This window comes from Arthrobacter sp. Y3223164 (assembly GCF_059091005.1).
On sequence record NZ_JBNHGF010000518.1, the window covers coordinates 1 to 1,649 of the forward strand.

General features: G+C 70.4%; 2 protein-coding genes. Both read right to left on the minus strand.

Annotated features, from left to right (window positions below):
* Positions 1–802 (minus strand): homoserine dehydrogenase (locus AC5RUJ_RS15995; RefSeq protein WP_494156212.1); only part of this gene is annotated, 802 nt, incomplete at its 3' end.
* A gap of 56 nt (positions 803–858) precedes the next feature.
* Positions 859–1,649: diaminopimelate decarboxylase family protein (locus AC5RUJ_RS16000; RefSeq protein WP_494156211.1), on the minus strand; the 791-nt coding region annotated here is incomplete at its 5' end.

Sequence of the window (1,649 nt, forward strand, 5' to 3'; positions counted from 1 at the left end):
GGTGGACGCGCACGGACACGCCCTCGCGGCCGTCGGCGCCGCTCAGCCGCTCGGCGATCGCCAGCAGCTTGATCACGTAACCGGCGTCCCGGGCCGCGGCGATGTCGTCGGCGGAGACGGAGCTGATGCCCTGGCACTGGACGTCGGCCAGGTCGACCGCGGTGTGGAAGGCCAGCCCGGCCAGGATCGCGCCCTTGGCGGCGGCGTCATGGCCTTCGATGTCGGCGGTCGGGTCGGCTTCGGCGTAGCCGAGCTCCTGCGCGGCGGCCAGCGCCTCGCCGAACTGGGCGCCGGTGGAATCCATCTGGTCCAGGATGTAGTTGGTGGTTCCGTTGACGATGCCCATCACCTTGGTGACGCGGTCCCCCGCCAGCGACTCGCGGATCGGCCGCAGGATGGGGATGGCCCCGGCCACGGCCGCCTCGAAGGAGAGTTCGACGCCGGCGTCGTCGGCCTGGGCGTACAGCTCCTGGCCGTCGGCGGCCAGCAGGGCCTTGTTGCCGGTGACGACGGCGGCCCCGTTGGCGATCGCGGTGCGGATCAGCGTCCGGGCCGGTTCCAGGCCGCCCAGCAGTTCGATCACGATGTCGGCGTCTTTGACCAGCGTCGCGGCGTCGGTGGTGAACAGCTCTGCGGGCAGTTCCACGGCCCGTTTGGCGGCGGCATTGCGCACCGCGATGCCGGTCAACTCCAGCCGCGCGCCGGTCCGCGCGGCGAGCACGTCGGCGTCGTCAAGCAGGATGCGGGCCACCTGGGCGCCGACATTTCCGCATCCCAACAGTGCTACCTTCAGCGTTTTCATGCTGCCCAAACTCTCAGTCTTAGTCTTACTCGCAATAACTGCTGCCCGGCCGGCGGTCAGCCCAGGTCACGGGCCAGCAGGTCGGCTTCGGTCTCGCCTCGAATGATCAACCGTGCCTCGCCGCCGCGCACGGCAACCACAGGTGGCCGGGCAACGTAGTTGTAGTTGCTGGAAAGCGCCCAGCAATAGGCCCCGGTCGCCGGCACCGCCAGCAGGTCCCCTGCCTCGATGTCCTCGGGCAGGTAAACGTTCCTGACTACAATGTCACCGCTCTCGCAGTGTTTACCAACCACGCGGGAAATAATCGGGGCCGCGTCCGTCACACGCGAGGCCAGCGCCGCCGAGTAGTCGGCGTCGTAGAGCACCGGCCGGGCGTTGTCGCTCATGCCTCCGTCCACGGACACGTAGCGCCGCGGGCTGCTGCCGCCGCCCTCCGTGTCCACCTGGACGGTCTTGCGGGTGCCGGCCGAGTAGAGCGTGAACGTGCTGGGCCCGGCGATGGCCCGGCCCGGCTCGATCGAGATCCGCGGCACCGGGATGCCCAGCCGCTCCGTGACGGAGCGCACGACGGCGGCCATCGCCTGGGCGAGTTCCGCCGGCGGGCGGGGGCTGTCGGCCTCGGTGTAGGCAATGCCGTAACCGCCGCCCAGGTCCAGTTCATGCAGGTCCACGCCGTGGACCCGCTTGACCTCGGCTACGAACGTGAGCAGCCGCTCGGCCGCCAGCGCGAAGCCTTCGGGCTCGAAGATCTGCGATCCGATGTGGCAGTGCAGGCCCAGCAGGTTGATGGACTCGTGCTCCAGCGCCGCCGCCACGGCCTGCGCGGCCGGGGAGCCGGCCGGCCGGG